Origin of the sequence: Marinobacter sp. UBA3604, from assembly GCF_002375325.1 — a bacterium.
Classification (GTDB): domain Bacteria; phylum Pseudomonadota; class Gammaproteobacteria; order Pseudomonadales; family Oleiphilaceae; genus Marinobacter; species Marinobacter salarius.
In genome coordinates, this window is record NZ_DFMB01000063.1 from 108979 (window position 1) to 131762 (window position 22784).

The window sequence follows — 22784 nt, forward strand, 5'->3', positions numbered from 1 at the left end:
GGTCTCTCCCATCACCATGTTGTTAGGTTTGCTTTATCGGGAAGCTTGAGTTTACTGACCGGAGAAAAACGACTCGGTATAACCGGTGTACTTCGTAAACAGCTCATCCCTGAAAGACTGTCCTCGTGTCTCCAGGATACGGTCAATGTCATCGCGCAGACCTGTAAGTTCCTTGCGATAACCGGCAACACTGACAGCGGAACCCAGTGCGGGTTCCAGAACGCGAAGCGACAGATCGTGATCTTGAATCAGATTGGCGCTCCAGAAATTGTCCTCAATGAATACGTCGGCCCGCCCGAATTCGAGCATGCGGAAAGGCACCGTCCCTTCGCCATCAGCGGAATAGGTTATGTCTGTAATATCCGGATGGGTTTCTGCCCAGCGTGCAATATTTTCCGGGTATACATAGCCGCTGATAATAAGCACGCTAACGTCGTTCAGCTTCTCCAGAGTTACCGGCTCTTCAATGGATAGACTCTCAGGTACGATCGCAGCCAACGTCCAGTGAGCGAACACCGTCCGTGAGTGCAGTAGATAGCTCCGCCCTTCCGTTACTGGCATGGCAACGTCCGATGCGCCTGACTGGACCTCGGATACGCAGCGTTTGAACGGTAGTTCCTCGTAAGTGGCTTCCAACTCCAGATCACTAAGGGCTGTATTCATCAGTTCCACGGCAATGCCGCGCATCTCTCCCTCGTGATCCTTAAAGATGTAGGGAGCCCAGGACTCATAACAGATTTTTACCGTTGACGTTGGTGCAGCCGCGTGGCTAATAGCTCCAAAGGACACCAGCAACACCGCGACAACTCCATAATGTATGGCAACTGATACTGCACGCTGCATGAAAGGCGCCCCACTACGCTTTTGGTTCGGAAACGGCAGTCATCGCCGTTCTTATAGTCTGATAAGTATAGACAATTGTGACGAACACTAACCGAAGCTGGACGTCATTAACCGTCCCTCCACAAACCATATTTTGATAACAATTCCGTTACCCAGCTCTGGAACACACGTAATCTCAACGGCAGATTTCGACGGCTCGGATACAACAACGATATAGGTAAGGAGGGTGCTTTATAGGCTTCGAGAATCTGTACCAGGTCCCCGCTTTCAAGATCATCCTGAACGTCAAATTTTGGAACCTGAATAATGCCAATACCTGCCTTTGCACTGGCGATATAGGCCTCTGCGTTATCCACGGTAATCGCACTCTGCATTTTCATTACCCGTTGCCGACCGTCCTCCACGTATTCCCATTCTGCCGCTAACGCTGGCAGATTGACCGCGTAGTTGACAAGAATGTGGCCACCCATGTCGTCTAGAGACATCGGCGTACCATGCTGCGCTAGATAAATCGGACTGGCACAGTTTATGACTTCGATATCACCCAATTTTCTGCATACCAGCTCGGAGTCTGGGAGGTGTCCGACCCTGACCACACAATCCACGCCCTCCGTCAGCATGTTGATGATTCGGTCGTTCATACTGAATTCCAGTTTTACCCTTGGATTCTGCTTCAGAAACTCAGGCAATGCCGGAATAACGATACGACGCCCGATACGGCTCGGGATATCTACGTGCAAGCGCCCTTCTGCCTGTTGGGGGCTTTGACGAAATATCGATTCTGCCGCCTCAAAAGCCTCTACAAGCGTTTGTGCAGCCTCGAAAAACTGCAACCCATCGTGAGTGGGCACAACTTGCCGGGTCGTACGCTGCAATAGTTGGGCTTCCAGCCGATCCTCCAAGGCCTGGATAGTCGTAGATACGGTCGAGCGGGGAATGCTCAGTGCTTCAGCCGCGCGCGTGAAATTCCCGCTTTCCATAACCTGGATAAAAACCTGTACTTGCCGAATCCTGTCCATACCATCCAATTGTTCGTGTTTTTCGACAACTGCTGTTCTAAATGCATTATTTATTCAGGATAACCTACAGCCTAACCTGATTGTGAACCTGGCGGGAAGCATCCGCCAATCGAAAAACACACAGCAAGGGATAAAGACAATGTCTCGAAACAGCATTGAAGGCAAAGTAGTGCTCATAGCCGGTGGCGCCAAGAACCTGGGCGGGCTCCTGGCAGAGGACCTTGCCGCCCATAAAGCGAAAGCCATCGTTATTCATTACAACAGTGATTCAACAAAGGCAGCGGCCGAAGAAACGGCCTCTAAGGTTCGTGCCGCAGGGGCTGAAGCTGCGATCTTTCAACAGGATTTGACCAAGGCTGACAATGTCGAAAAGCTATTTGCAGACACCGAGGCGACTTTCGGCAAGCCGGATATTGCGATCAATACCGTAGGCATGGTGTTGAAGAAGCCCATGGTAGAAATCAGCGAGCAAGAATACGACGCCATGAGTGCGATTAACTCGAAGTCCGCATTCTTTTTCCTGAAAGAGGCGGGGAAATACCTCAATGACAATGGAAAGATCTGCACGTTAGTGACCTCTCTGTTGGGCGCCTACACACCTTTCTATGCGGCATATGCGGGTATGAAAGCGCCAGTGGAACACTTTACCCGGGCCGCCTCCAAAGAATTTGGGGAACGCGGCATTTCAGTGACCGCCATTGGTCCCGGCCCAATGGATACACCTTTTTTCTACCCAGCAGAAAGCGACGATGCTGTAGCGTTTCACAAAACGGCAGCCGCCCTTTCGTCGTTCTCCAAGTCTGGGCTAACAGAAATCGAGGATATCGTCCCCTATGTGCGATTCATGGTATCCGAAGGATGGTGGATGACGGGGCAAACCATTTTAGTGAACGGTGGCTATACTACCAAGTAATCGGACAACCAAGAGGAGGCGGTGTTACCGCCTCCTTAACCTACTGTCGACCTCATTCTCTTCACTCGCCATATACCAGTACTAGAGGACTCAATTAATGCATACCTTAATGATTATTCTGGGTGGTTTCGCTCTTCTGGCTGTTGCGATCATTGTCACCCGGACTACGGGCCGGACGTTCAAATCTGTTTTGCCCCTCTACATTGTTGCCTGGTTCCTGTGCGCAGCGGTAAACATGGGGGTTGGGATCCTTCATGCCGGATACTCCTTTATGGCGGAACTGCCTATCTTCTTGTTCGTTTTCGGCGTGCCGGCACTGACCGCAGTCATCTTTGCGAGAAAGCTATAAGGCGCCTGCATGAGTCACCGCGTGCGCACGACAGGCGCTGGCAAAGGTCAGTATGTCTTCAAGTTGCTCCGGGTCTTCGCCCAACGCTTCAAGACCGGCAGCGGTTATATCCAGGTCCGACAACCGATAGAGCAACCCACCAACGAACGTATCGCCGGCATCCGGTTACTGGGTGAAATTGCCAAAAATGCGTATCCAGTACTTCATAGTGGCGCTGTGTTTCGCGCTGACAGCGATTAGCGGCATAAACACCATCTTCTTTTCATTTTGGGTTGATAGCGACTATGTTGGTAGAGAGGATGTATTAACTCACGACACTTGCCCCGCAATAATTTCAACTACTTACATGCTCCTATCGGGCAGGTTGCAAGGAGAACGACACATGTCGACAACACAAGAAGCGCCCTTATCAAATGATGTGGCCGCCTGGCTTGATCCGGAAATGGACTCTGTTAAAGGTACGGAGACCCCAAAGGATCCGAACAAAGGCTATATCGCCCTGCTTGGCTGGAGCGTCAATGCCATCAAGGCCGCACAGAAGTTCGACCGCCGCTACATCGTAGTTGCTCCAGAATGGGCTACGGATTTCTGTACCGCAAACAAGATTCCCTTTATCCCTTGGGACTTTATCCGTTTGAATGATCGGTCCCTGGAGATTGCTCAAAGGCTGAAAGAGGAAGGCGTTGATGTTGCCATACCGCTGTTTGAAGAGACCGTTGAGTGGTCCGGGGCGATCAACTCAGTGCTCCTGAATAGCCCTCGCATGTACGGGCAGTCGATTCTGTTCCGTGACAAGGCTTTGATGAAGCGTCGTGCCCAGCTTGGCGGCATTCGGGTTGGGATCTTCGAGGAGGCCCACGAGAAAGACGACATCGTCCGTTTCATGAAGCGTGTCAACCAGACCCTGCTGAAACTGGATGGCGACCCGGACGACCCGATTCACGTTAAGGCGTTTGACAAGGCTGGTTGCCTCGGCCATCGAATGATCCGTACGCTTGAGGAAATTGACAGCATTCCAGCGGAAGAGTATCCGTTGCTCATGGAAAGCCACCTGAGCGGCTGGGAGTTTGCCGTTGAGGCATGGATTCACGATGGCAAGATCAAGTTTCTGAATATCTCTGAGTACGTAACGCTAGGCTATTCCGTTTTCGTTCCGGCGACCGAGCAACTCGAAAGCTGGCGCAATGCCATTACCAAGCAGATTGAGTTGCTGATCAAAACGTTCGATATTCAGTTTGGCTTGATTCATCCGGAGTATTTCGTTACTGCTGATGGTGAAATGTACTTTGGTGAGGTTGCTTATCGACCACCCGGTTTCAAGGCGTTTGAGCTGATTGAACGTGCGTATGGGTTCAATGCGTACCAGGCGTCAATGCTGGTGTTTGATCCCAAGAGCACCAAAGAGGAAGTGGAAAAGTTCTTCCCACGCGAAGTGGTCGATGCCAAGGGCTATGCCGGTTGCTTCGGTGTTTATCCGCGCCGCCGCGTGGTCAGCAAGCTGGAAATGCCTCCGGAATGCGTTGATCACCCCTATTTTGAGTCACACGAACTCGTTGCACCGGTGGAAGAAACGGTTCCTGACCGGTCCGCCTTCGGCACTCACTGGGGCCTGGTCTTCTTCTTTGGCGATGACCCCATCAAGATGCGGGATCTGTTGAAAGCCCAGGAGGATTTGGACTTCTACGTCTAGGGCAGTCACCGCCCACTCAGGAGCTCTTGATATGGCGTTCCATGATTCTGACCTGTAACTCGGGAATCATGGAACGCCTTTCTTCAAACTATCCCCAACTGTTTATTAACGGCATCACGAATTTCCCGATAACGATCAGGATTCGTGGCCAGGGTATCCAGATCATCTTCAGGAAAAATCTCTTTCTTCGCTTTCCTGGCTTCCTCTTTGGAAAAAATGGCCGGTAGCAGTTGTTCAAGGCACCGCAGCATAACCTCCGGCGAAACCGATGCCCCTGGCGATGCTCCCAACAACGTTCCGTACGTCTTGTCCTTGGACACGAGAATTTCCGTTCCCATCTGCAGGTCGCCGTCCTTGATAATCTGAACCCGTTGGCCAGCGTGAACCGGTTTCCATTCAAACTTTTTGCTCAGGCCGGGCGCAAAGCTTTCAAGCTCCTCGAACATGCTCTTCTCGCCCTTGAAGGTCTCTGAAACCAGGTATTTCACCAACGGAAAGTGCTCCAGAGTGACATTCAGCAAACCTGGAATATCATGCAGGCGCATTGCCCGAAGGTAATCAAAGAATCCGCGGCCTTTCTCAAGAACGGGCTTGAAGGAGGCGAAAGGGCCGAACAGTAAGTAGTGCTGGCCATCTGCCACCCGAAGATCCAGATGCGGCACAGACATGGGAGGCGCGCCCACTTTTGCTTTACCGTAGGTTTTCGCCCGGTAATGATCAGCCTGCTCTGCACTGATCGGGGCTTGTAGAAAACGCCCACCGACTGGAAAGCCAGTAAACCGCTTTGCAAATGGCAGGTGGCTTTTCTTCAGGATTGGGAATGCACCCCCACCCGCACCAACAAACAGCACATCGGCCTTGTAGCGCACGGGCGCTCCGTGACGTTCGGTTTCAACAAGCCAGCTCCCTGCAGGGCTCTTGTGCACGCGCTTTACGTGGGTGCCGTACTCAATCTTCACACCGAGATCCTGGGCGGCATGTTTCGCCATTTGTTGGGTCAGAGCACCGAAATTTACGTCCGTGCCTGTTTCTATGACAGTTGCCGCCATTTTTTCATGGCGCGGACGCCCCTCCATCAGATAGGGAATCCAGCCCTTGATTTCGTCGAAATCCTCTGAGAAACGCATAGTCTCAAAAAAATGATGAGCGGACATTTCCTTGAACCGCAGTCGCAATTCATCGATTGAGGATTCAGACACGATGGTGCAATGTTTGGTCTGATTGATGAACGTCTTGGGGTCCTTAATGGCGCCTTTCTTGATCAGGTGCGCCCAGAACTGCTTGGCCACATTGAATTGCGCATGGATCTTCAAGGCTTTTTCGACGGAGATAACTTCTTCATCCACCGGCGTGTAGTTCAGTTCACAGTTTGCCTCGTGTCCCGTGCCAGCGTTGTTGAACACCCACGAGTTACCCTCTCCAGCGCTCTCCAATCTCTCCAGGATGGTGATGTTCAACTCAGGAGCCAGCTCTTTTGCCAACGTGGCAAAAGTGGTCCCCATAATCCCCGCGCCGATGATTATTACGTCCATAAAGTCTATCCACCCGCTTTAGTTTTCTGATATCCAACGATAAAGTCTTGCCCGAAGGTACCACGCTTCCAGCGAACACTGAAAACCTGCCACACTCCTGCCCATTTCATCTGGCGCCCAGGTTCTACGACAAATGACGAATGGTGCATCAGTATACTGTGCCAGCCGGTCAGTCTACACTGATGGCCGCGACGGATATGGAGCGCACTTATGACGTCTGGACAATTTGAGGGGGCTCCCCCCATCCCTTCAAGATTTTTGCGCTGGCTTGGCCCCGTTGCGACAATCGCCCTCGCTCAACTGTTCGGAACATCGCTGTGGTTCAGCGCCAACAGTGCCACGGACACTCTGATGACCAGTTGGCAAATCAGTGCTGCTGATATTGGCTGGCTGACCAGCGCCGTTCAGGGCGGTTTTATCCTGGGCACAATGATCATGGCTTTGGGAGGCCTGGCAGAACGGTATCGTGCGAGTCTCATTTTCGTGGTCAGTGCAGCCTGCGGCGCGTTATTCAATGCCTGCTTCGCCTGGTTTTCGGAGGGCTTGGCCAGTGGCATTGTGTTCCGCTTCCTGGTCGGCCTTAGCTTGGCGGGTATCTACCCCGTGGGCATGAAGTTGATTGTCAGTTGGGCTCCTGAAAGGACCGGACAGGCCCTTGCCCAGCTTGTCGCAATGTTGACGCTTGGCACCGCACTGCCCCATGCATTACGAGAAGCCGGTGCGGATCTTCCCTGGCAGTACGTTATCCTTGCGTCATCGATGCTTGCACTGCTTGGTGCATTCCTTATCCACCTGCTTGGGGACGGGCCCCATTTACCCGGTACAGGTCAGGCGAAGCATGCGTCGGGCACCACCTCCGAGCGTGAGCTGACGGTCTTTGACGCCTTCAAGGTCAATCGATTTCGTGCCGCAGCTCTGGGCTATTTCGGGCACATGTGGGAGCTCTACGCGTTCTGGACGGTAGTACCACTGCTTGTGGCCAACACGGCATTGCTCAGTGAGTACTCGGCCGTCGGATTATCGGGCATGGCGTTCAGTATCATAGGCATTGGGGCTTTGGGGTGTCTCGTCGGGGGATTTCTGTCACGTCGTATTGGGAGCGCAAAGGTCGCGCTCGGTGCGCTGGCATCTTCCTGCGTTTGCGCTGTGGTGTTTGCCCTTTTCTGGCGTGACTTACCCGCCACGTGGCTAGGAGTCCTTCTACTTGCCTGGGGCGCCACCGTGATCGCGGACTCGCCCCAGTTCTCCGCCCTGGCCGCCCAGGCTTGCCCGAAAGAAGTGGTCGGTGCCGCACTGGCGATCCAGAACTCCATCGGCTTTGCAATTTCAGTGGTATCGATAGCCGCAACCACTGCGCTGTTCGATCATATCGGTCTGGATGCCGCCTGGCTTCTGGTTCCTGGCCCAATTCTCGGGTTGCTCGGGTTCGCCTGGGCGTCCAGCCAAGCTGCGAACTCAGAAAGAGATGCCTGAAACACGGAGATCGTGGAACCCATCAAAGTCCGGAAACCAGGACAGTGATGTCCGATAAATCAGACAATCTTTCCCCTATCCAGGTCATTGTGTCCCTGAAACCAGACACTCGGCACCGATAAACCCACTCCGTTGCCTGTCCTTTCAATAAATATTGTTATAAAACAATAACGTAGAAATTTGGCACGGTTCCTGTTTGGTGCAGTGGAATAACCATAAAAACAAGCGCTTCCAACAAGAAAGAACGGGTGCAGACTTCACTCGGAAAATAACAAGGAACACCCAATGCGTACGCTCCTCCTGGCTCTTCTGCTGGTAAGCCCCCTGTGTTTCAGCAAAACCGTGGTGATTATCGAAAGTTATCATCAAGGCTACAAATGGGATGCCGATTATATTGCCGCTATCCAATCAGTGCTGGGCGAGGACCACGATATTCGCGTGCTTGCCCTCGACACCAAACGATTACCGAAATCAGAATGGCCCCAAAAAGTAGCCCGCCTCCAACAATCCATTACCGAGATCCAGCCTGACATTGCCATTCTTGGAGATGACAACGCATTCTCCCTGATGGCCAACCACTTGGTTGAACGGAAGATTCCGGTGGTATTCCTGGGCGTCAACGGCGGTCCGGCGCAGCACCCTACCCTTGAACACGATTTGGTCGCCGGCTTGCTGGAACGGCCATTTTTTGAGGAGAGCATCCGTCATCTGCAGAAAGTACTGAAAGTGGATGAGCACTTTCTGGTATTAATGGACGATTCACCCACCATGCGAAACGCAGTCAACGAATACTTCGGCGACAAGAGAAGTGCCGAAATATATGGCTCCAAACTGGACATCGTCCTTACCAACGACAAGGACACCTGGTTGCAGTCGGTAGTTCAGGCCCACGAACTGTACGACGCAATTATCGTTGGGACCCACCACACCATACGAGACGCAGAAGGCACCTATATCGCGCCGGACGAACTCATTACCAGGGCATTTAATCAAAGCCGGGTTCCCATCTTTTCCTTTTGGGATATTAACATTGGTAAGCAGCAAGCGATTGGCGGCTTCACCATTTCGGCTCACCAGGAGGGCATCACTGCCGCCCGCTTGGCGTCCCTGATCATGAATGGTGTCAAACCCGCCCGCATCCCCAAAATGAATTCCCTGAGCGGGCACTACATCTATAGCCGAAGCGGGATGGCTCACTGGAGCCTGGAGCTTTCCCCCATGATTGCGACCCAAGCAAACTTCGTTGAATAAATTGGCTGAGCGGCTCCAGATTATCCCGAACCCGCCGTTAACCAAGAGATCTCGCATGCATAGAGGGGCAGACCAGTGGCTGTAGAAAAATTAGAAGTTATTGAGCGTCGGCTAGGTGTCAGCGGAAAACTCCTGATCGCACCTGTTTTTATTCTGCTTTTATTCGCACTCGTAACCTTCTACAGCATCCGGGAATTTCAAAACCTTGATGCGCGAATGGATACAGTGGCAAGGGATCTTGCACCGGAAACCGCCGTTGCGACCGGTGTGCTAATCAATCTTTACAATATGAGATTGGGAGTCTTTGACTACTACGCTACCGGTAACGAAGACATCCTGGCACGCTTCAAGCAGCTCGAGACGGATTTTTTCAGTGAGCTGTCAGCGGCGCAGCAGACGATTAAAAGTACCAACCGCGTGCAACTGGTTGCTGAGATCGAGGAGGCGACACTGCAGTACGCGAATGTCTTCAATAACGAACTGGTACCCGCCAAGCAGCAAGTCAAAAATATCATTGCCAATGAACTCGACCAATACGGCCCCACTGCTTCAGAGGCGCTGCGCAGGGCTATGGATGGCGTTACCAACAGAGAGCCGGACAGCCGGTTGCGAGTTGTTCTGGAACAGTTGATTCACGATACGCTCATGATGCGAATGGCCTCACAGCGCTTCTTTGCTGATGGCGACGAGTCCTCGGAAACGGCACTGGGTTATGCCATGGAGGATATTTCCGATGCGCTCGAGTTTCTGGATATGGACTCAGTCCCCGGTTACGTCAGGCAGTATGTCGATACGGCGATAGAGGCACTTGGGAAATACCAGTCATCGGTCAATGAACTGCTGGTTCAGCAAAAAGCGATGATCCGGACGAAAGAAGACAAGCTTGACGTTCTGGGACCCCAAATCACTGACATGGCTCAGGGTCTTGAGAGAGAGGTTTTTGCCTCCCTCGAAACCGTGGCAGACGAAGCGGAAGCAGAGACCGAGGCTGCGCTTAAGCTGACACTCGCCGCTTTTATTGCGTCTGTCATTCTGGGGTTGGTCGTCGCCCTGCTGATGAGCCGCATGATGGGCAACAGCGTCAAACGTGCGCGGTCGGAAATTCTGGGTTACCTGGAAAATATTGGCAATAACGAAGGCGACGTTTCTACCCGGCTGACCAAGGGCCGCCCTGACGAGATTGGCGATTTCATCTCAGCGGTCAATGCCTTCCTGGAAACCCTGGAAGACATCATTTCCCGGATTGTCGCGTCGTCCCGGCGTCTCAGTACGGAATCTGAGTCATTGTCTGGCATTACAAACAGCACCACTGCCAATGCCGAACAACAACGGGACCAGGTGACTCAAGTTTCGGCGGCGATGCAGGAAATGGTCTCCACCTCCGACGAGATCGCCTCCAACACCAATGACACGGATGAATCCGCACGCCAGGCCGCCGACCTGGCAGGAACCGGTCAGGAAACGGTGTCGACCGCGATTAAATCCGTTACCCGACTGGCGGAACAGGTCGAAGCAGGGTCAAAGCGCATCCAACGACTCGAAGATGAGTCCGGTGAGATCGGAAACGTACTGGACGTTATCCAGGCCATCGCAGAACAAACCAACCTCCTTGCCCTCAATGCCGCCATCGAGGCAGCGCGTGCGGGAGACGCGGGACGCGGGTTTTCGGTGGTTGCCGATGAGGTTCGTGGCCTCGCTAAGCGGGTTCAGGATTCCACGGTCGATATCGAGCGGATCGTTTCGAATCTGCAAAGCGGTGCCGCTGGCGCGGTGGTTGATATGAGTAAGGCCAAACAGATGGCCTCGGAAGCCAGTGAAGAAGCTGGCAAATCCGGCGCTGCCCTGTCGGAAATTATGGCTGCCGTGAACCGGATCGTGGACATGACGACACAAGTTGCAAGCGCCACCGAGCAACAGCGAGCGACCGCTGCTGAAATGACTCAGAACGTGGAGGCCAGTAGTAGTGCCATTGATAAACTCACCGACGATATCGCCCACGTAAACCAATCCAGCAATTCCCTGGCGGATATGGCAGAGGACCTTAACGGCCTGGTACGTCGCTTCAAGACATCGGACTAGAGCCCTTTTCCGCTTGTGTTAACTGCGTCATAGGCGACATGTTCAATTACTGATACTTTCAATACTCAAACAAAAGCAATACGGCGTATCAGGGAGAGATTTACCCATGAGCCATTCACGTTTTACCAGGATGCCCGGTTTTCTTGCCGCGTTGACGGTGTCCTTCTGTGCAGTCGCTCAGGCCGATCCTGCCGACACCATCTTTGCTGCTGAAAATGCCCTCTATGGCGCAGGCTACGATATCGGCAAAGCCGATGGGTGGATGGATAACACCCTGCGCTCAGCCATCCGGAAGTATCAATCGGGTCACGACGGGTTGCAGGCCACTGGAGACCTGGACCCACAAACGCTGTCCGCCCTGGGAATCGCCGTTAAGGACGGCGATCCAGTGACTGGCAACACCGCGCAGAACCGTGAGGGGGCGATGGCTGATGCGGGAATCGACAAGGAGCGTTTCGGGTCGGCCAATGAGGAACAACTCGTTGCTGCAGCGCCTGAACCAGAGGTCCAACCGGAGCCAGCGCTGGTTCCGACAGAATCACCACCCCTGGAAGAAGAAGCGGTGCCTGTACCTGATGCCATTCTGGCAACGGACGATAACCCGGTAATTCAGCCCGAGCCGACAATAGCCCAAGCATCAATGCCCGCCCCTCAAACAGTAGAAGAACCGGAAAGCGAACCTGTTGCAGTTGCGGTTGCTGAAGAGCCCTCAGCCACGGAAAAGCCCCAAACCACTGTCGAGCGCCCGATTGTTGAGGAGCCCTCCACTGTCGAAGAGCTTTCAACCGTTGATGCCGAGCCTTCCATAGCACTCAATGTGCCTTCCGAGGCGACCGAAGAGACATCAACGGATGTTGATTATCAGTTGCCACAGGAAACGACGACTTCGGGCAATCCGGAGATTTCGGAATCATTGCAGGCCACAAGTTCGTCCTCAGACAACACTTCGGAACCAACCACTGTCACCAAGAGCAGTGGCGGTTTTTTCAGCTCGCTATTCGACTTCCTCTTCGGCTGGCTGATCTGAGGACATACGCGTATTCCGAAGTGCCGTGGATTAGCTCACACTGGATGGCCTTGTTTCAAATTTACTGACTGGTAGCCAAGGCCAACCACCCCATGCCCTCTCAATTGCAGGAAGCCCCCTACTCTCCCGCCAGGATTACACTGATCATATTCTCTCTCGCCATGGGCGGATTCGGGATAGGTACGGGAGAGTTCGCCATCATGGGGCTTATGCCCGGCGTTGCTGCGGATCTGGGTGTTACGGAACCACAGGTTGGCCACTTGATCAGTGCGTACGCGCTGGGCGTCGTCGTGGGCGCCCCGATCCTGGCCATTGGTGGAGCCAGACTCTATCGCCGGCACCTGCTGATCCTATTGATGTCGTTCTACGCACTGGGAAATATTGCCAGTGCCCTGGCACCGGGGTATGGATCACTTCTGGTGTTCCGGTTCATTGCCGGCCTTCCCCATGGGGCCTATTTCGGTGTTGCTGCTCTGGTCGCCGCCTCACTCGTACCTTTTAACAAGCGCGCCAAGATAGTGAGCCTGGTCATGATGGGCCTCACCTTCGCGCTGTTGATCGGAAACCCACTGGCAACGATTCTAGGGCAGCACCTGGATTGGCGGTACGCCTTCGGGTTCGTGGGCGCTGTTGCAGCCCTTACCGGGTTGATGATTGTTCTTTTCCTTCCTCTCAACCGACAAGAGGAACGGCAAAGCCCGTTCTCAGAAATCCGGGCGTTCAATCGTCCGGAAATCTGGTACCCGTTGGCGATCGGCTCCATCGGGTTTGCCGGTATGTTCTGTGTGTTCAGCTATTTGGCTCCGACATTGCTGGAAGTCACCGGGGTCGACCCCTTCTGGATTCCGATCGCACTCGCGGTCTTCGGGCTTGGGGGGTTCATTGGGAACATCCTCGGAGGATGGCTGTTTGATCGCCTCCAGTTCCGCAGCGTTGGCTGGATGTTGCTGTGGAGCATCAGCATGCTACTTCTGTATCCCTACGCCACGGAAACCATCTGGACCATGCTGGTGATGTGCTTCCTGGTCGCCTTGATGGTTGGCCTTGGGCCCGCGCTGCAAACCCACCTGATGGACGTGGCGCACGGTGCCCAGACACTGGCCGCCGCCTCTCACCACGCAGCGTTCAACGTGGCCAATGCTCTTGGACCCTGGCTGGGCGGGATGGCTATCAGTGCCGGCCTTGGATGGCAGTCCACAGGGTATGTTGGTGCCACAACCGCCGTTGCCGGGCTCGCGATATTTCTGTTGGCATGGCGTCAGCAGTCCGGCCCAGAGCGTGTCGACGACGTTGCGCTTAGCCAGGATTCCTGACCGCGTTGCAGGTTTTGCGTTCACGGGTGGCGCCGTTTGCCAGTACAACACCTATCAAGAGCAGCACCACGCCACCCCACACGGCCCAACCATAAGACTCACCAAAGAAAACGATCCCGAACAATAGGCCAGCGGGTGTAATCACGAACCCCAGTTGGCTGAGAAACGTTGGCGATGTCCGCTTCTGTAAGTGAAAGAAGCCGCGATAACTGATCGCAGTCAGGACAGACTGAACGGCCACAATGGTCCAGAGATCCATCCCGCTAACAAGCAGCGAATGTGCGCCCCCAGTCACCACGACCACCAGTAAAATCAGTACGGCACCGGCGAGAAGCATTCCAGGGGCCAGCTGCTCTGGAGTAGCCCCTTTCGGCCAGTGAGACGTGCGATACACATTGCCAATAGCGAGGGACAGCGGAACCAACATACCTAACAGCAGCCATGGCAGCGAGTCCGGATTGATGCCCGCGGGATTGGGCGACAGAATCCAGACACAACCGGCAACGCCCAGACTCAGCCCAATGGACTTTTTCCTGCTCAGTGTTTCCATGCCCAGAATGACGGAGATCCCGTAGGTGGCAAGGGATGGCAGCGCATAGAGAGTCGCCGTCAGGCCGGACCCAATATTGGCAACAACAATGAAGGCCAGCGCATTGGGTACGGCAATGGCGGTCAGTCCGCTGATGCCAAAGTATTGAAACAGGGGCCTGCTGAATCGCACCGGGGAACCCCGGCGACCGCAGAGAACCAGCAGGATACCGCCACCCAAAGCCTGCCAGAAGGCGTACGCCAGTGGTGTCATGCCGATGTCCATGGCGGCCCTGGAAAGCGGCAGCATCAGGGCAATCAGTACGCCAACGCCCAACAACAGAAGCATGGACGTTACATCGGGTTGATGAGATGCGGTACTCGCATGTTGTTTCATGGTTTTTTCTCCGTTAGTTGCGAGCCCTATCATCCCGATGCGGCGACCACGGATCACTACACGTTTCGTGAAAACTCCTTTGCCGATTTGCGCATCGATTCCCCGAAACTCATCGTTTAGTGTCAGCAGTCAACCAACCACCAAAACCGACACAGGAAGACTGTTATGGATTTTCTGGAAGCCCTAGAATGGCGTTACGCCACAAAACGCATGAATGGCAAATCTCTCCCGGAAGGCACGCTGGAGAGAATACTGGAGGCCACACGATTGGCGCCGTCCTCTTATGGGTTGCAACCCTACACCATCAAAGTCATCAGCGACCGCTCGCTGCTTGACCGCATCCATGAAGACGCTGCACCGCAACCACAGGTCAAGGAATGCTCCCACCTGTTGGTGTTTGCGACCAAGACGGATCTGGATGACTCAACGGTTGATCATTACATCGAGTTGGCGGCGACCGAGAGAGGGGTTGCGATTGCCGATCTGAACGGGTTCGCTGACGCTATCAAAGGTACCATCAATGGTTTGGAAACGGCCGCTGACAAGCAGGCCTGGGCCGCAAAGCAGGCTTACATTGCCCTGGGCTTTACCCTTGCCGCCGCCGCTATAGAGCGTGTCGATGCCTCGCCGATGGAAGGCTTTGATCCCGCCGCCCTCGATCGCGTCCTGCGATTGAACGAGGATAATCTGAGCAGCGTGGTCATTGCAGCATTGGGGTACCGTGATACGGCGGAGGACCGGATGGCGAACATGCCAAAGGTGCGCCGACCCCTCTCCCAACTGATTCAAAGAGTCTGATCAACAGGCCCGATAGAATTCAGCCACACACCGGCGCTTGCCTGTATAATTCCCTCATCAATCAAGATCTGATGTGGAGCGCCGGCATGGATCGCCTCAAGGGTGTGGAGTATTTCAAGCGAATTTACGAGCTGGGCTCGTTTACGGCTGCTGCCGACGAGTTCCAGTGCTCGAATGCAGTTATATCCAAGTACGTCCGGTTCCTCGAATCCTGGACGGGCTCGAAGCTGATCAACCGCAATACCCGTACGATCAGCTTTACGGACGAAGGCGAGCGATTCTACACCTATTGCCTTTCTATCATTGAGCAGACCAGCGAAATGCTCGATTCCGTTGCTGATACCGGCGATCTGTCGGGCGAGTTGGTTATTGCCAGCCCGGTTTCCTTGTCCATCAAGGTTCTCAGCCCGTTAATTCTCCAGTTCAAGAAAGAACACCCGTCGCTGTCCCTTCGGCTACAGATGAGCGACCAACTTACCGATTTGGTTGGAAGCGGCGTTGATGTGGCCATTCGGGGGATAGAAGCACCGGAAGACTCATCGCTTGTTGCAATGCGGCTGGGGTCGCTCGATCGTATTCTGGTGGCGTCACCAGGTTATCTGGCCGAGGCAGGTGTGCCCGCCACGATCGATGATCTGCCTTCCCATCAATGCCTTATGTACAGCATGAGCTCAGATGCAAAGCGATGGGAGTTTCTGCTCTCGACTGGCTCGGGCCAGACAAAATCTGTCAGCGTCGCTGGTCCGCTGGTTGCGGACAACTCCATGATGTTAATCGAGGCGGTAAAAGAGGGGCTGGGCATCGCAATGGTGCCTCGCGACTATGTGGCCGCGGAACTTGGAGCCGGCACGCTTCAGCATTTAAAGCTTGGCGCGGAGCCGGTACCCCGCTCGATCTACGCAATGTATTCGGATCGGCGGTACCTGCCAAGGCGTGCCAAGGAGTTCATCCAGTTTCTAAGGATGTCTCTATAGTCATCTGTTTTATAACAGATCAGAACTTCCAGAACGGTGTATCCAGACGCTGTGCAACAAGCTCAGGTGGGTAACCAACGTCCTTCAGAAGACGGGGTTCCATGGTCAGGACCAGGTGGAGGAAGTTACGCTTCGTTCTCCACCCTTTGTACAGTGATGCGGCTCTTTTCATTTCAATCATCCATCTATCGATAACAACAAAGGGTTAAACCGTAATCGGTTTTAAGTAGTTACCTATTTTATGGATGATTCCTGTCCGGCCCCATACTTGGAAACCACTACGAGGCCTTGTTTTGGGGCCTTTGAGCCTAGCAACTTGTACCTATGCCGCCCCGTTCGACTTCTTTACAAGCGTCTTATACAGATCATCTTTCAGTTGCAGTCGCTGTTGTTTCATCTGGTGCAACTGATCGTCTCCGATCGGGGCATCCCTGCGTTCCAGGCCTTCGATTTCCTGGTCCAGCTCTGCGTACTGCCGAAAATGGTGCTGGAACGTCGGGTCGTTCTTTCTCAGTTCGTCGATCAATTCGCCAAACTGAGGGAATTCGTTATGAAGTTCGTGGTTGGAAATGCCCATTACCTCGTCTCCTTCTTTTCGCAGAGTGGTTAGTCAGGATGCCATTCATCATCGGGAGTTGTGAACCGTTAAAACGGTATAAAGCAGCTCCCTATAAATCCGAATCAAGCCGCTCCAATCCGAGAGTAGCTTTAAACTCAAGATACTCGTCACGATAGACAATGGCACCGAGAGCCATCGCAGCCTTGGTGGCCATGCGATCAAAGCTCTCCCGGATCAGTCGTGGGATCCTGGCTTTTGGTCTCACGCTGGCCGTTTCAATCAGCACGGCGCCCATAACGAGCAGTGCATCAATTCGACGGTTATCACGGTCGCCATCCATTATGTGGCGGGCGACCGATTGCGCATCATTCAATATCACCTTCTCGTCGTCGTTCAGTGTGGCGCCGTCGAACGCCATAAAGCTTTGAAAACGACGTGCCCGCTTCAGCATGAAGGCCTCGCGCACTGCAGGGTCCGGTTTGCCGGAATCCGGTTTGGTGTTGAGAAGTCCGTGAAGACGGAAATCCACCTCCCCCGCTTCCCGTTTTTGTTCGAAGACGTGCTTGATATCTGCTCGCGCGATATCGGACGTGGTTTCCAGGGCCTCGGCGATCACGGCATCGAACGTGGTTTTCTCGACCACATCCAGGACGCGCCGAATGGTATGGATAGATTTCATAAGCTCCGGCCACAGGCGCGGGTCCGCCTGGCCAGGTTCGTCCGGCATCCTGCTTTCGAGGGCCCGGGCACAGAAAAACGCCTTTTCAACGTCACGAATCGCAATGCCCGGTTCGTTCGCAATCCATTTGACGCCATAGTCATTGAGGTCTTCAATCAGGCTTGAGGTGAGAATAAGCAGGTAATACTTCATACCAAGGGGAAGGTCTGTCATCAGCAGCACTCCTTCACAACAAGAGTTCCTGTCTACAGGTATAGCTGATTACAGGCTGAGTACCAGCTTTTCCGGGGTATCTCCCGCTCATCTTTGACAAAACGCTAATAGCTGGGGGCGATCAATACGGTATAGGATGATTGAAAGAATCTGAGTATTGATCCGTTCACCTGAGGAAACTAGCACATGACGTACGCGCGAATTGTCGGCACGGGCTCCTATCTGCCTGAGAATGTCATGACAAACGAAGACATGGAGAAAATCGTCGACACCAGCGACCAGTGGATTCGTGAGCGTACCGGCATTGAGCAGCGACACATCGCTGTAGAAGGTGAAACCACCGTCGATCTTGCTGAAAAAGCATCCCGCAGGGCCATTGAAGCCGCCGGACTTCAGCCTGCCGACATCGACCTGATTGTGTTCGCCACATCCACCCCTGACAAGATCTTTCCCAGCTCGGCGTGCATTCTACAGGCGAGACTCGATATCCATGGCTGCCCGGCTTTCGATATCCAGGCTGTTTGCAGCGGGTTTGTCTATGCGCTATCGGTTGCTGACAAGTTCATCAAAACCGGCAGCAGCAAGAAGGTTCTGGTGGTTGGCGCAGAGCTGTTCTCCCGCATTCTGGACTGGGAAGACCGAGGCACCTGTGTGCTGTTCGGTGACGGTGCCGGCGCCGTAGTGTTGGAGGCCAGCGAGGAAACCGGCATTCTCTCGACCCACATCCATGCTGACGGCAAATACGAAGACCTGCTCCACGTACCCTTTGGTATTGGCGATGGCTTCGACCAGGTTCGGGCCGGCAAAGGCCATGTTCACATGAAGGGCAATGAAGTGTTCAAGATTGCCGTGAACACCCTGGGCAGAATTGTGGACGAAACCCTTGAAGCCAACCAGATGAAGAAATCCGATGTGGACTGGCTGGTACCGCACCAGGCGAATTTGAGGATTATCGCGGCCACGGCTCGCAAGCTGAACATGTCCATGGACCAGGTGGTGGTGACCGTCAACAAGCACGGTAACACCTCTGCTGCGTCAATTCCGCTGGCGCTGGACGTTGCCGTTCGCGATGGTCGCATCCAGAAAAATGAGGTGCTTCTGTTGGAAGCCTTTGGCGGCGGGTTTACATGGGGTTCTGCGTTAATCCGGTTCTGACCATCTACCGCAAGTCGCGTCAGACGTATACTCTACCCGGTATCCGAATTCCCATAATAACGTCAAAGGGAAGATTCCGTGAACGAGAGTGTCCGCAGTACCACACCGTCTGTGATCATCATTGGCACCGGTTTTGGCGGCCTGTGCATGGCCATCCAGCTCCGGAATGCCGGAATAGAAACCTTTACCCTCCTGGAAAAGGCGTCCGGGGTTGGAGGCACCTGGCGAGATAATACCTACCCCGGTGCGGCCTGTGATGTTCAGTCTCACTTGTACTCCTTCTCCTTTGAGCCCAAACACGACTGGTCAAGAAAGTTCGGATTGCAGCCGGAAATTCTTGATTATATGCAGCACTGCGTTGAGAAATATGATTTGGCGGGGCATATTCAGTTTAATAACGAAGTCGCCAGCGCGGTTTTCAACGAAGCCACCAACACCTGGACCGTCACCACTACCGACGGAGAGTCTCAGACAGCCGATATCATTGTTACCGCTACCGGCCAGTTGAATCAGCCAGCATGGCCAAATATTCCCGGCCTGGATACCTTTGCAGGCACGACGTTCCATTCCGCCCGTTGGGACCATAACTACGACCTGAGTGGCAAGAATGTTGGCGTGATTGGCACCGGTGCCAGCGCCATTCAATTCGTGCCGGAAATAGTGCCAAAGGTAAGAGCTCTCAGCCTTTTCCAGCGCTCCGCTGCCTGGGTGCTGCCGAAACCCGACCGACCGTTCTATAAATGGGAGCAGGCACTGTTCCAGAAGGTTCCGGCCTGGGACCGCATCTACCGCTCTCTGATCTATTGGAAGAATGAAAGCCGCGCCCTGGCGTTCACCCGCTTTAACAGCTTGCTCGAGCTTTTTGCCTGGCAGGCAAAGCGCTTTGCCAAACACCAGGTTCGCGATCCCGAGAAGTTCAGGCATCTGATTCCGGACTACAAGATCGGCTGCAAGCGGATACTGATTTCCAACGACTGGTATTCAGCCGTTGATCAGTCTCACGTCGAGCTCGTCACCACTGGTATAGAGCGTGTCGTGGAGGAAGGCCTGATTACCACCGACGGCGCTCTGCACCGGTTGGACACGATAATCCTGGGGACCGGATTTGCGGCTTCGGATTTCCTGTCACCGATGGAGATCACCGGCCGCAACGGCGCGTCGCTCAACCAGGCTTGGGCCACTGGATCGGAGGCCTACAAGGGCATTACGGTGTCCGGGTTTCCCAACCTTTTCATGCTCTACGGGCCCAACACAAACCTCGCCCACAACAGCATTGTGTACATGCTGGAGTCCCAGGTCCGGTATGTGCTGGGTTGTATCAATACATTGAGCGCAACACCCGGCACGGCTATGGATGTAAAACCAGATCGGCTTAGAACGTTCTCGGAGGGCGTTCAGACAAAGCTTAAAGACAGCGTTTGGGAATCCGGTTGCCATTCCTGGTACCTGGACAGCGATGGCAAGAACACGGTGAACTGGCCCGGTTTCACCTTCACTTACCGCAAGGCCACGCGGGAGGTGAACCCGGACGACTACGAGTTCCTGCAACCCTCCGTTTAGCCTCTCTTTGCTCCCTCCAGGCTTGTCCATTTGACAGCCCCGGCATATTCATAGGATGATTGGGTCATCATTTATCAGGATCTTAAACATGCAGCTCGCCAGAATCTCCAAGGGCTCTCTCGTCGAAACCGCCATAGAAAGCCTGCGCCAGGCCATTGAAAAAGGCCACTGGGCGATTGGCGAACGGCTGCCCGTTGAAGCGCAACTGTCGGAGTCCCTCGGCGTGAGCCGTAACACCGTTCGTGAAGCGGTCAGGGTCCTGGTGCATGTCGGCATGCTGGAGACACGTCAGGGGGATGGCACCTACGTTCGAGCCACAAAGGATGCAGGAGAAACCCTGCGGAGAATCAACCGGGCCCAGTTAAGAGACAAGCTCGAAGTACGGATCATGCTGGAAACCGAGGCTGCGAAGCTCGCTGCGGAACGCCGGGACGCCAAGGACCTGGAGAGAATGACGCTCGCCCTGGATGAGCGGGCGAAAGCCGGTGACGATGTTGAAAGCCGAATCCGTCACGATCATGCGTTTCATACAGCCCTGGTCGCAGCGTCACACAACCCTGCCCTGTCGGAGCTGTACGACTATTTTGCCAATTCGGTGGCACAGACCATTGAACTGACCGAGCTCGATTCAGGACTTCCTGAACCTTCCCAGGAGGATCATGAACTGCTACTCGCCGCGATCCGACGACAGGACTCCGTTAAGGCGGAAACTCTGTCGAGGGCGCTGCTCCAGCCGAGCCTTAAAGCCTTGGGGAAGAAGCATCCATGAAATTCAGGCTCGATACCTTCACGCTATTGCTGTTAGGTGCGATTGTCCTTGCCACGTTCCTGCCGGTGCGTGGTGATGCCGCCAACGCCCTGGCAACTGCAGGCACTGTGGCCGTGGCACTCCTGTTTTTCCTTCATGGCGCGGCGCTTTCACGTGAACAGATCGTAGCCGGGGCCACCCATTGGCGCCTGCACATCATCATTACCGCTTTCACCTTTGTTTTCTTTCCCCTCGTGGCATTACCCATCAATGAAATCAGTCGTTTTGCGCCTCAGTGGATGCCGCCTGATCTGGGGCTGGGATTCCTCTATCTGGGTGTGCTGCCGTCGGCCGTTTCTTCCTCGATTGCCTATACCGCCATGGCCAAGGGCAATGTGCCTGCCGCCATCTGCAGCGCTGCTGCATCCAATGTCTTTGGCATGATGCTGACACCATTTCTGCTGTTACTGTTGGTGAGCACGTCGGGCGACGGTGGCTTTTCGGTGGCGGAGGCGCTCAAAGACATTGTGCTACAACTGCTTCTTCCGTTTGCGGTTGGCCACGGCCTGCGCCCCTTGTTGGGTGGTTTCCTGGCTCGGAATGAAACGCTCACCTCCCGCTATGACCAGTGTGTGATCTGGCTGATCGTGTATTCCGCCTTTTCCCATTCGGTCGCGAGTGGCCTGTGGCAGAACCTGCCGTTGAAGGCGATTCTGCTGGCCATCGTGCTGTGCTTCGCGCTACTGGGATTTTTTATGGTACTGGCGATGTTTGTGGTTCGCCGGCTTGGATTCAGCTTGGAGGACGAGGCCGCCGTGGTATTCTGCGGCTCAAAGAAGAGTCTGGCGTCCGGCCTGCCCATGGCCAAGGTGCTGTTCTCCGGGCACCCCGGGTTTGGCATGATCGTGCTGCCTATCATGTGCTACAACCAGATTCAGGTCATTGTGGGAGCCATGCTGGCTCAGGCGTATCGCCGCAGGATTGAGGCCGCGTCAGCCGCCGCCCCCCATACCACTGAATAAGGTAGCCAATACAGCCAGGCCGACGATCCAGCCGATGACCGCTGGCCAGAAGTTAACCATCTGGGGCGGCAGTTCTTCCTGCGGCTCTTGATCCCCCGCTGACTTTTCCGCCTCCATGTCGTCCTCGTCAGCGTCGTGGGCATGTGCATCCCGCAAGCTATACCAGTCGAACCACCCCGCCAGAAACTGCACAACCGGCGCCGGGAAGCTGCCGTTTTCCGCCATCGGCCGAACCTGGGGTTCCAGCGCGTCGGCAATTTCCTTGCGAACATGAGGCTGATCTGCAGGAGGCTCTCCAAGAATGGCTTTCCAGATCTGCGCGTCCTTGCTGCGACTTGAATCATTCAGCAAGGCTCGGACCTGGATAACCACCTCTCGTACCACCTGTCGTTCCGAGGCATCCAACTCCTGGTCCTCCTGCCTCACTGCCGCAGGGGTCTCAGCAACCTGAGGCCGCCTTTCATTACCGGCATCGGATGGACTGTTGTCCGTTTGCGGTTCCCCGCCCGTTGCTTCCTTGAAAGCCTGCCGCAGCCGTTCCAGTTCCTCGCCAGAGGCAAACTTTTCCTGCCGCTCATATGCCGCCCTGATACGGGCATGATCACCGGTGGGCTCGATACCCAATACTTCCCAACAATTCATAGAGTTGTAACTCATTCATC

22 protein-coding genes are annotated in these 22784 nt (G+C 54.4%); 14 read left to right on the forward strand and 8 right to left on the reverse strand.

The features are described 5' to 3' along the window. Positions 1-51 precede the first annotated feature (51 nt). Together B2590_RS18895 and B2590_RS18900 are read right to left on the reverse strand one after the other, a co-directional pair. Complete coding sequence (locus B2590_RS18895) at positions 52-843, reverse strand: substrate-binding periplasmic protein (protein ID WP_127401240.1); 792 nt, start codon at positions 841-843, stop codon at positions 52-54. A 107-nt stretch (positions 844-950) separates the two neighbouring features. Further along, positions 951-1862: a LysR family transcriptional regulator gene (locus B2590_RS18900; protein ID WP_127402383.1), complete on the reverse strand. Its 912-nt coding sequence runs from the start codon at positions 1860-1862 to the stop codon at positions 951-953. Positions 1863-2001: 139 nt separating this feature from the next. Here B2590_RS18900 and B2590_RS18905 point away from each other — a divergent pair, with 139 nt between their 5' ends. The 3 genes from B2590_RS18905 to B2590_RS18915 all read left to right on the forward strand — a co-directional run bounded on the left by B2590_RS18905 (position 2002) and on the right by B2590_RS18915 (position 4814). Beyond that, on the forward strand, positions 2002-2775 hold the full coding sequence (locus B2590_RS18905) for an SDR family oxidoreductase (RefSeq protein WP_126812751.1): 774 nt from the start codon (positions 2002-2004) through the stop codon (positions 2773-2775). A gap of 358 nt (positions 2776-3133) precedes the next feature. Next, positions 3134-3364, forward strand: a complete 231-nt coding sequence (locus B2590_RS18910; RefSeq protein ID WP_164732125.1) for a hypothetical protein — start codon at positions 3134-3136, stop codon at positions 3362-3364. Between the two features lie 142 nt (positions 3365-3506). After that, positions 3507-4814, forward strand: a complete 1308-nt coding sequence (locus tag B2590_RS18915; protein WP_286810603.1) for an ATP-grasp domain-containing protein — start codon at positions 3507-3509, stop codon at positions 4812-4814. Positions 4815-4897: 83 nt separating this feature from the next. Here B2590_RS18915 and B2590_RS18920 read toward each other — a convergent pair whose 3' ends face one another. Then, entirely contained in the window at positions 4898-6346 is a 1449-nt protein-coding gene (locus B2590_RS18920) for a malate:quinone oxidoreductase (RefSeq protein ID WP_286810602.1), read from the reverse strand. Positions 6347-6556: 210 nt separating this feature from the next. On the opposite strand from B2590_RS18920, the gene B2590_RS18925 reads away from it, so the two are divergent. The 5 genes from B2590_RS18925 to B2590_RS18945 all read left to right on the forward strand — a co-directional run bounded on the left by B2590_RS18925 (position 6557) and on the right by B2590_RS18945 (position 13489). Then, on the forward strand, positions 6557-7819 hold the full coding sequence (locus B2590_RS18925; protein WP_286810601.1) for an MFS transporter: 1263 nt from the start codon (positions 6557-6559) through the stop codon (positions 7817-7819). Positions 7820-8164: 345 nt separating this feature from the next. After that, entirely contained in the window at positions 8165-9070 is a 906-nt protein-coding gene (locus tag B2590_RS18930) for an ABC transporter substrate-binding protein (RefSeq protein ID WP_286810600.1), read from the forward strand. A 75-nt stretch (positions 9071-9145) separates the two neighbouring features. Continuing rightward, positions 9146-11149, forward strand: coding sequence for a HAMP domain-containing methyl-accepting chemotaxis protein (locus B2590_RS18935; protein ID WP_286810599.1), 2004 nt, complete (start codon positions 9146-9148; stop codon positions 11147-11149). A gap of 106 nt (positions 11150-11255) precedes the next feature. Then, positions 11256-12176, forward strand: a complete 921-nt coding sequence (locus B2590_RS18940; RefSeq protein ID WP_286848045.1) for a peptidoglycan-binding domain-containing protein — start codon at positions 11256-11258, stop codon at positions 12174-12176. 92 nt (positions 12177-12268) lie between these two features. Continuing rightward, positions 12269-13489, forward strand: a complete 1221-nt coding sequence (locus tag B2590_RS18945; RefSeq protein WP_286810597.1) for an MFS transporter — start codon at positions 12269-12271, stop codon at positions 13487-13489. Here B2590_RS18945 and B2590_RS18950 read toward each other — a convergent pair. Continuing rightward, positions 13473-14414, reverse strand: coding sequence for a DMT family transporter (locus B2590_RS18950; RefSeq protein WP_051946927.1), 942 nt, complete (start codon positions 14412-14414; stop codon positions 13473-13475). The genes B2590_RS18945 and B2590_RS18950 overlap by 17 nt on opposite strands. Positions 14415-14579: 165 nt before the next feature. On the opposite strand from B2590_RS18950, the gene B2590_RS18955 reads away from it, so the two are divergent. Then, positions 14580-15212, forward strand: a complete 633-nt coding sequence (locus B2590_RS18955) for an NAD(P)H-dependent oxidoreductase (protein WP_199448645.1) — start codon at positions 14580-14582, stop codon at positions 15210-15212. Positions 15213-15298: 86 nt separating this feature from the next. Next, positions 15299-16186, forward strand: a complete 888-nt coding sequence (locus B2590_RS18960; protein ID WP_199448644.1) for a LysR family transcriptional regulator — start codon at positions 15299-15301, stop codon at positions 16184-16186. Positions 16187-16205: 19 nt separating this feature from the next. Here B2590_RS18960 and B2590_RS18965 read toward each other — a convergent pair whose 3' ends face one another. The 3 genes from B2590_RS18965 to B2590_RS18975 all read right to left on the reverse strand — a co-directional run bounded on the left by B2590_RS18965 (position 16206) and on the right by B2590_RS18975 (position 17637). Then, positions 16206-16358: a hypothetical protein gene (locus B2590_RS18965; RefSeq protein ID WP_286810595.1), complete on the reverse strand. Its 153-nt coding sequence runs from the start codon at positions 16356-16358 to the stop codon at positions 16206-16208. A 150-nt stretch (positions 16359-16508) separates the two neighbouring features. Then, on the reverse strand, positions 16509-16763 hold the full coding sequence (locus B2590_RS18970; RefSeq protein ID WP_036207155.1) for a YdcH family protein: 255 nt from the start codon (positions 16761-16763) through the stop codon (positions 16509-16511). A gap of 91 nt (positions 16764-16854) precedes the next feature. Then, entirely contained in the window at positions 16855-17637 is a 783-nt protein-coding gene (locus B2590_RS18975; RefSeq protein WP_075194820.1) for a hypothetical protein, read from the reverse strand. Between the two features lie 186 nt (positions 17638-17823). On the opposite strand from B2590_RS18975, the gene B2590_RS18980 reads away from it, so the two are divergent. The 4 genes from B2590_RS18980 to B2590_RS18995 all read left to right on the forward strand — a co-directional run bounded on the left by B2590_RS18980 (position 17824) and on the right by B2590_RS18995 (position 22122). Continuing rightward, entirely contained in the window at positions 17824-18792 is a 969-nt protein-coding gene (locus B2590_RS18980; RefSeq protein ID WP_075194819.1) for a beta-ketoacyl-ACP synthase III, read from the forward strand. A gap of 78 nt (positions 18793-18870) precedes the next feature. Then, a complete protein-coding gene (locus B2590_RS18985; RefSeq protein ID WP_228209647.1) occupies positions 18871-20352 on the forward strand; it encodes a flavin-containing monooxygenase in 1482 nt (493 codons plus the stop codon). Positions 20353-20440: 88 nt separating this feature from the next. Continuing rightward, entirely contained in the window at positions 20441-21121 is a 681-nt protein-coding gene (locus B2590_RS18990; RefSeq protein WP_036207141.1) for a FadR/GntR family transcriptional regulator, read from the forward strand. Then, positions 21118-22122 (forward strand): bile acid:sodium symporter family protein, encoded by a 1005-nt coding sequence (locus tag B2590_RS18995; RefSeq protein WP_036207138.1) that lies wholly within the window; start codon positions 21118-21120, stop codon positions 22120-22122. The genes B2590_RS18990 and B2590_RS18995 overlap by 4 nt, the downstream gene beginning before the upstream one ends. Here B2590_RS18995 and B2590_RS19000 read toward each other — a convergent pair. Continuing rightward, positions 22093-22764 (reverse strand): molecular chaperone DnaJ, encoded by a 672-nt coding sequence (locus B2590_RS19000; protein WP_036207134.1) that lies wholly within the window; start codon positions 22762-22764, stop codon positions 22093-22095. The two genes, B2590_RS18995 and B2590_RS19000, sit on opposite strands and share 30 nt — an antisense overlap. Positions 22765-22784 lie beyond the last annotated feature (20 nt).